The organism is Streptomyces sp. NPDC001750, from assembly GCF_042892615.1.
GTDB lineage: Bacteria > Actinomycetota > Actinomycetes > Streptomycetales > Streptomycetaceae > Streptomyces.
In genome coordinates this window covers 1-6,708 of sequence record NZ_JBIAUE010000074.1, presented here as the reverse complement: position 1 = coordinate 6,708, position 6,708 = coordinate 1, and the positions used below count along the sequence as shown (strand labels likewise).

The window sequence follows — 6,708 nt, the reverse complement described above, 5'->3', positions numbered from 1 at the left end:
AGTACATCCAGTACGAGGGCTTCCGGCCGGCACACCGAGAGCACGTACCGGACGCGCTCCTTGACGGGCAAACGTTGCCTGCCGCGGCACTAGTCACCGATGCCGGAGTCCTTCTTCGTGGTCAGGTGCGGAGAGAAGTTGTCAAGCTCGATCGCGATGCGGATCTCCGATGGGCCGAGGCTGCCTCGAAGCAGTCGGCGTTGAAGTGGTGGATCACCTCCCGGACCCGGCCTGCGCTGGTGAATGTAACTTCGGCGATCTCCGCCACAGGTATGCTGTGCGCGGATAGCCACATCATTTGCGCCCTCCGCCAGGTCACCACCGACCCGCTGCCTTTACGGATGATCCGCAGCAGGCGCTTCCCCTTGTCGTCATCGAACTCGCGGACGCGTATTGCCGCAGGCGGAATCCGTAAAGGCCTCGGTCAGCCAGGACCAGCATGCCCGGCTTCAGTCGGCCGACGAGTTCTCGGGACAGCTCGATTTCCGGCACACCGCGAACTCTGACAGTCACGTTCCGAGCGACGGGATGCCGCAGACAACCTCACCTTTAGCCGTAAACCACTCCTTGAACCCGCAGAGGTGAGTGCATCCCGTCACCCTCGCGTCAGCCCACGAAAGGCGACTGGCGTCCCGGCCGGCTTCCGGCACCGACCACCACCAGGCGTGCCGCGAAGCTGTCCGGATGCGGATGGCTGATCTCCGTCTCGCGCTGCCCGGACGGCGGCCGCCACAGTGGCGCGATGGACACAGGACTCGCCGCCGTGCTCGGCGCCACGGTCGGAGCCCTCGGTACAGCGGCGACGGGTGCCACCGCAGCCCCCCTCAGCCGCAGTACAGCCCGCCACCAGACCAGGACCGAGACCCTCCGGGCCCTACGAGAGGCGAGACGGACCACCTGCACCAACTACGCCGAGACCGCCGGGCGCTACAAAGACATGCTTGCCACCACGCTCAGGCCGCTCGGACGCATCGACCGGTTTCCAATCCCTGCCCGTGACGTTCACGCCGACCAGCGACACCGCCCTGGACCCGTCCGTTCGATAGCCCGGCCCGCCCGCTCTCGCACCGTGTACCGGAGGTAGCTCATGACGGCACAACAACGTACTGCCCAGCATGTCCCGGTCCTGCGCCTGGACCCGACCGGCGCCGACCACCAGGGCGAAGCCGCACGGCTGCGAGAGCTCGGCCCGGTCGTGAAGGTGATCCTGCCCGGCGACGTGGAAGCCTGGGCCGTCACCACGCACCAGCTCGTCACGGAATTGGTGACTGATCCGCGGGTCAGCAAGGACTGGCACCGGTGGACGGACATCCGCACCAACCGGATTCCCGAGGACTGGCCGCTGACCGGCATGGTCAAAATCACCAACATGGTGACGGCTGACGGCGACGACCATCGCCGCCTGCGCCGCGTCGTCACCCAGGTCCTCACCCCCGAACGTGTCCGGGCCATGCGCCCGCAAGTGACGGAACTCGCCCGCGGCCTCGTCCAGGCGTTGCCCGAGCGCACCGGCCCGGACGGCTCGGTCGACCTGCGTGAGCACCTGGCCTACCCGCTACCGATGAACGTCATCTGCGACATCATTGGAGTCCCCGGCCCGTTCCGGCCCCAGCTGCGGCGTCTGGTCCGGTCCATCTTCGACTCCACCGCAGAGCCTGAAGAAGTCCTCTCGACACAACACCTCATCTACGAACTCCTCGACAAGGTCGTCGCACACAAGCGCCGTACACCGGGCGACGACCTCACCAGCGCCCTGATCGCCGCCCAGAGGGACAACCCCGGCATCCTCAGCGACGCAGAGCTGACCGGCACCCTCTGGCTGATGGTCGCCGCCGGTCACGAAACCACCCTCAGCCTCATCACCAACGCGCTGCGCGCCCTGCTCACCCACCCCGGCCAACTCGATCTCGCGCTGAGCTCCGCCCCCTCCGTCTGGCCCGTCGTCGTCGAGGAAACTCTGCGCTGGGACGCCCCCATCGGAAACTTCCTCGCCCGCTACCCACGCGAGGACCTGGACATAGGCGGCGTGACCATACCCGCTGGCGACGCCATCCTCGCCCCCTACAGCGCGGCCGGCCGCGACACCGCCCAGCACGGCCAGGACGCCGACCGGTTCGACCTCACCCGAACCCAGTCCCGGCACCTGGCCTTCGGCGGTGGCCCCCACGTCTGCCTTGGCGCACCCCTGGCACGCATGGAAGCCGCGATCGCTCTCGAAGCCCTGTTCAGCGCGTACCCCGGACTCTCACTCGCCACCAACCCCGAATCCCTCGTGCCCGTGCCATCCCTGATCTCCAACTCCGTCCAAACCCTCCCCACCCACCTGAACCAGGCCCGCCCATGAACCACCACCCCAATGGCTTCGTTCACTTTCAGCAGCAGCGTTTGTTCATCGGTTGCGGCAGCAGCGAGCGGTTGAGCGGCCCGTGTTTGTTCACGGGAAATGAAGCCCGGGGTGTGTCGGAACTGCTGCGGCCGTGGGGAAGTGGGCAGTACGGCGGCGGGTGGTCTCGGAGAGCCGGGGGCGGCTGTGTGACGGTAGCGACATGCACGGTCCCGGCCAGCCTTCCTCGCCCACGTACCGGAGATGGCTGGCGTTTCTGCTGCGGGAGCGTCCACGGCCCCGTGCGGTTCGGGAACGGCCCGGGGCTTGGCGGCTGGCCGTGGCCGCGGAGAAGGACACCCTCCGGCAGCTCCTCACTTCCTGGCTGGCCGAGTACGGCATCCCGGTCTTGGTCGTCCGCGGCTTCGCCTCCCAGTCCTACGCCGAAGTCGTACGCCGCCGCACCACCCGGCACGGCCGCGCCACGCTGCTCTGGTGCGGTGATTTCGACGCGAGCGGCGCGGATATCGAACGGGGCTGGGTCCGGCGCACCGCAGACTGCTGGGACGAGGTCCGCCGGTGCTCCTGACCCGCGAGCAGACCATCGAGTACGAACTGCCCTCGCCGAGGGCAAGCACGGCGACCCGAGATGGCCGACCTTCGCCGACCGCTACGGGCTCGGCCCCGCCCACCCCGTGCAGTGGGAACTTGAGGCCCTGGAACCAGCCGAACTCCAGCGCCTGGTCCTCGCCGCCGTCGCCCCGTACATCGACCACGCCGTACTCGCCCACCAGATCGCCCGCGAAGAAGAACAACGCCGCGCCCTGGCCGACTTCTTCGACGGCTGGGGAACGGCGAGCGGAACATCTCTCTGACCTGGCAGCGGGCCCGTCAGGCCCGCCCCGGTGCCGGATCAGGGGGCGGGTCCTTCACCGGTGCCGTCCATGGCCGAACGTCACCACGGCAGGCCGGTGCCGTGAAGGACCAGGAGGTGGCCGCCCCGGACAGCTGCAGTCCTGGCTATGGCGGACAGCAGCCCGTCAGCCGGCGCGGCGCCGTCCTCCTGCCGGAGACGATGCTCTGAGCCCGCACCCACACGTCCTGCATCCCCATAAGCCCTTGCCCTCCCGTACCGCGGCTGCGCCGACGCCCTGATTCTGCTGCTCCGGGATCACCGGGGGAGGCGACTTCAGGGAAGACCAGCCGAGCGGGGCGGCACACGGCACGGGCCCGGCCCTCCGACGGATCGGAAGGCCGGGCCTGTGTCGCATGCGCAGCCGAAGTCCGTCACGTGGCGCCCGCCGGGCTCACGGTCGGTTCCGTGAGCGCGGCGGGCGCTGGTACGTGCGGGCCGAGCCGGCCCTGTGGTCAGTTCCGTCTCAACCCTTCAGGGGTGCGGGTCAGTTGGTGCGGCGTCGGCGCTTGCTGGCGCCGAGGACGAGTCCGCCGGTGACCAGCAGCGCGCCACCGACCCCGAGGAGGGTGAGTGCCTGCAAGCCGTCGAGAAGCCCCGTACCGTCCTGGCAGGAATATCGTCGCCGTGTGGTCCTACGGCGCGCCCGTTCCGGCCTGCTGCTCCGGCGCCGTGTGATCGCGGGCGTTCAGGCACGAGCTGATCCGCTCGGGGTCGTTGAGTATGAGCGCGGCCAGCTCCGAGCCCGCCCACAGTGCGAGAGTCGGGGCCATCTCCCGTGCGCCCTCGACCTGGTGGCCGTCGCGCAGGTACCGCAGGTACAGGGTCCCGATGCGGACGAGCCGTTCGGTTCCGGCATGGTCCCGCGGGCGGGGATCCAGATCCTCGGCGACGACCGACGTGATCGCGACCGCGGTGGGTCCGGCCGGGGCGTGCTGCTGCACCCGGCCGGACCTCGTCACCGAAGTCACGCAGCCACCGTTCCATCCGGGCCCGGGGCCTTCACCCCTGATCTTGGACACTCGAGATAGTGGATCTTGAGGATCTGAGAGATGGACGTGTCGTGGTCATGAAGCGCTATCCGCCGGAGTTCAAGGCGGACGCGGTCGCTCTGTACGAGTCGCGGCCCGAGGCGACGATCAAGCAGATCGCCGCCGACCTGGGGGTGAACCCGGAGACGCTGCGCAACTGGATCCGGGCGGCCGGAGCCGGTCGTCCGCGCGGCCGTCGGGCGGCCAAGCCGCCGACGGTTCCGGTGGCACCGTCGGCCCTGGAGGCCGAGGTCGCCATCTTGAGGCGGGAGAACGCCGAGCTGAAGAAGGAACGGGAGATCCTGCGCAAGGCGGCCCGCTATTTCGCCTCGGAGACGGGCTGGTGAACCGCTGCCAGTTCGTTGAGGACCACCAGCGCCGTTACGGCGTGAAGCGGTTGTGCCGCATCCTGGGCATCGCCCGCTCGAGCTTCTACCACTGGCGCCGGAGCGCACCGCTGCGGGCAGCCCGCCAGGCTGCCGACGCCCAGCTCGCCGCTCGGATACGCGTGATCCACCAGGCCTCGGACGGCACCTACGGCGTCCCCGGGATCACCGCTGAACTCCGCGAGGACGGCGAGCGCGTGAACCACAAGCGGGTCGCCCGCATCATGCAGGCGACCGGGCTGGCCGGCCTCCGCCTGCGCAGGAAGCATCGCACCACCATCCCGGACCCCGCCGCGGCGAAGGTGCCGGACCTCCTGATCAGGGACAGTGCGAACGCGCCGGGCGTGAGTTGGGGTTCGGCGGTGTGGGGGCGGGGAAGGGCGTGGCGGCCCTGGTGGACGACGACGCCGTCGCGGTTGATGGTGAGCCGGTCGGGGCCGGCCTCCATCCATGGCGTCTCGACCGGGTCGGCCCCGTACAGCTCGGGCGGACCGGCGTACCACCCTCCCGAGGCCCCCTCGGGCGAGACCTCGACCAGGCGCAGCCCCATGCCGTTCCCGCCGCCGTCGACGACCTCGTACAGCTCCGTCGAGCCCGGGGCGGTGCCGCTGGCCTCCAGTGTGATCAGGAGCTGGTCGCCGGGGCGGGACGGGTACCGACCCTCGCCACATCATTGCCTACTCGGACGGTGAGGCGCGCAGACAGTTCAACGTCTGCTTCACCGCCCGCGTGGTCGGCGGCCGACTCGCGATCTCGGACGAGTCAACGGAGCTGCGTTCGTCCGGCCGGAAGAGATTGATCAACTGCCGATGCACCACACTCAGCAGCTCCGGATCCGTCATTTCCTGGAACACCGTAAGCGGCCCTATCTCGGCTGATCGCACCCCTGACACGCTTTAGGAGTTCGATCACCGTGCGGTGCAGGGTGCGGAAACGGCGTTGAACGGCTCGTCGTTGGTCCGGCCGTGGCCGCTTCGGTGTGGCAGCGTTCGCCGACGTTGATGTCAGGTGTGGATGTCAGGCGGGCTGGGGCACGATGCTTACCGCACGGTAGTCGTAGCCGTCCTGCTTGAAGCCGGGGGCTTCCCACGTGAGGTCCACCTGCTGCCCGGGCGACAGTGTGCGGAAGCCGGTCGCCTGGATGTCGGAGTAGTGGCCGAAGCAGCCACCGGGCGTCTCGGGGGAGTCGAGCACTCCCCACCCTTCCTCGTCGTTCCACTCGCGGACAGTCGCAGTCACCATGAGGGGAATCCTACGAGTCTGTCTGCGCCGGCACGTGCCTGGTTCTCAGCTTGGGAAGCTGCGATCATGTGCGGCCGGTTCGGGTGCTGACCTGGGCGAACGGTCGGTGAGCGGTGTCCTCGAGCTTGGTTGCTTTTACCGCCGCTGTTCCCCGCTCGATCTGGTGCGCTTGTGGTGCGCGCCGTCGTCTTCCAGTACTCGGCGCTGCCTATCGCTTCTGCGCTCGGTAGCGCTTCATCAGCGCGGTGATCCGCGCTTGGTCCGCCTGTCCATTGAGCTCGGCCAGGAGATCGTCAGGGCACAACTCGTAGAGATCGCCCCACCATCGGCGGCCGCGGTTGTCCCAGATTCGGTAGCCACCCGTCACTCCCCTGGCGACGTAGCGTCTCCTGCTCATCGTCCCTCTACTCCCCGTACAGCTCGTGCCGTCGTTCAACCTCATCCTCGGCAGAGACCATACGGAGGCTGGGGACGTCCCGGCGAGGCAATATGCGGCAGCCGGCCAGCACGCTCTCCAACTGTGTTGGCGGGGTTAGGGCCCGGTCATCGACCGGGCCCTAACCACATCCCTGCTCGCTTTACCAGCGCATCCCGAGCGCGTCGAGGTCCGCCCGGCGCTGCTCGGTGAGCTTGTCGGCGCGTTTGCGGACGTTGTCGAACCATGTCCCGAGCTTGACCTCCATGGCTCCGTCAGCGCCGTTCTGACGGCCCGACGGGTCTAGTGCTGTGACCGGGAAGGTTCACCGGCTCGCGATGCCCGGCACGGCACCTCGCGGTGTTGTCGCATCACCCGCGTACGTCCAGTACGCGGAC

Annotated in this window: 8 protein-coding genes and 2 pseudogenes; 6 read left to right on the top strand and 4 right to left on the bottom strand. The window is 68.7% G+C overall.

Annotated elements, in window-relative coordinates:
* Positions 1-181: 181 nt before the first annotated feature.
* Positions 182-394 (bottom strand): annotated as a pseudogene (locus ACFYY6_RS38140) (hypothetical protein); the annotation flags it as partial.
* A 693-nt stretch (positions 395-1,087) separates the two neighbouring features.
* Between ACFYY6_RS38140 and ACFYY6_RS38135 the strand changes: the two are divergent.
* The 3 genes from ACFYY6_RS38135 (at position 1,088) to ACFYY6_RS38125 (ending at position 3,198) form a co-directional block, all read left to right on the top strand.
* Positions 1,088-2,344 (top strand): cytochrome P450, encoded by a 1,257-nt coding sequence (locus tag ACFYY6_RS38135; RefSeq protein WP_389197744.1) that lies wholly within the window; start codon positions 1,088-1,090, stop codon positions 2,342-2,344.
* Positions 2,345-2,663: 319 nt separating this feature from the next.
* Positions 2,664-2,912, top strand: a complete 249-nt coding sequence (locus ACFYY6_RS38130) for a hypothetical protein (RefSeq protein WP_389197742.1) — start codon at positions 2,664-2,666, stop codon at positions 2,910-2,912.
* Between the two features lie 106 nt (positions 2,913-3,018).
* Positions 3,019-3,198 carry a hypothetical protein gene (locus tag ACFYY6_RS38125; protein ID WP_389197740.1) on the top strand — a complete coding sequence of 60 codons (180 nt, stop codon included), beginning with the start codon at positions 3,019-3,021 and terminating at the stop codon, positions 3,196-3,198.
* Positions 3,199-3,871: 673 nt separating this feature from the next.
* Here ACFYY6_RS38125 and ACFYY6_RS38120 read toward each other — a convergent pair.
* Positions 3,872-4,207: a hypothetical protein gene (locus tag ACFYY6_RS38120; RefSeq protein ID WP_389197738.1), complete on the bottom strand. Its 336-nt coding sequence runs from the start codon at positions 4,205-4,207 to the stop codon at positions 3,872-3,874.
* Positions 4,208-4,305: 98 nt separating this feature from the next.
* Here ACFYY6_RS38120 and ACFYY6_RS38115 point away from each other — a divergent pair, with 98 nt between their 5' ends.
* The 3 genes and pseudogenes from ACFYY6_RS38115 to ACFYY6_RS38105 all read left to right on the top strand — a co-directional run.
* On the top strand, positions 4,306-4,614 hold the full coding sequence (locus ACFYY6_RS38115) for a transposase (protein ID WP_389197736.1): 309 nt from the start codon (positions 4,306-4,308) through the stop codon (positions 4,612-4,614).
* A complete protein-coding gene (locus tag ACFYY6_RS38110; protein WP_389197734.1) occupies positions 4,611-5,345 on the top strand; it encodes an IS3 family transposase in 735 nt (244 codons plus the stop codon). Before ACFYY6_RS38115 ends, ACFYY6_RS38110 begins: the two co-directional genes overlap by 4 nt.
* A pseudogene (locus ACFYY6_RS38105) lies at positions 5,299-5,531 on the top strand (DNA mismatch repair protein MutT); the annotation flags it as partial. The gene ACFYY6_RS38110 and the pseudogene ACFYY6_RS38105, both read left to right, overlap by 47 nt.
* A 139-nt stretch (positions 5,532-5,670) precedes the next feature.
* Here ACFYY6_RS38105 and ACFYY6_RS38100 read toward each other — a convergent pair.
* Positions 5,671-5,895: a cold shock domain-containing protein gene (locus ACFYY6_RS38100; RefSeq protein ID WP_327245871.1), complete on the bottom strand. Its 225-nt coding sequence runs from the start codon at positions 5,893-5,895 to the stop codon at positions 5,671-5,673.
* 208 nt (positions 5,896-6,103) lie between these two features.
* Positions 6,104-6,292 carry a hypothetical protein gene (locus ACFYY6_RS38095; protein WP_351636067.1) on the bottom strand — a complete coding sequence of 63 codons (189 nt, stop codon included), beginning with the start codon at positions 6,290-6,292 and terminating at the stop codon, positions 6,104-6,106.
* Positions 6,293-6,708 lie beyond the last annotated feature (416 nt).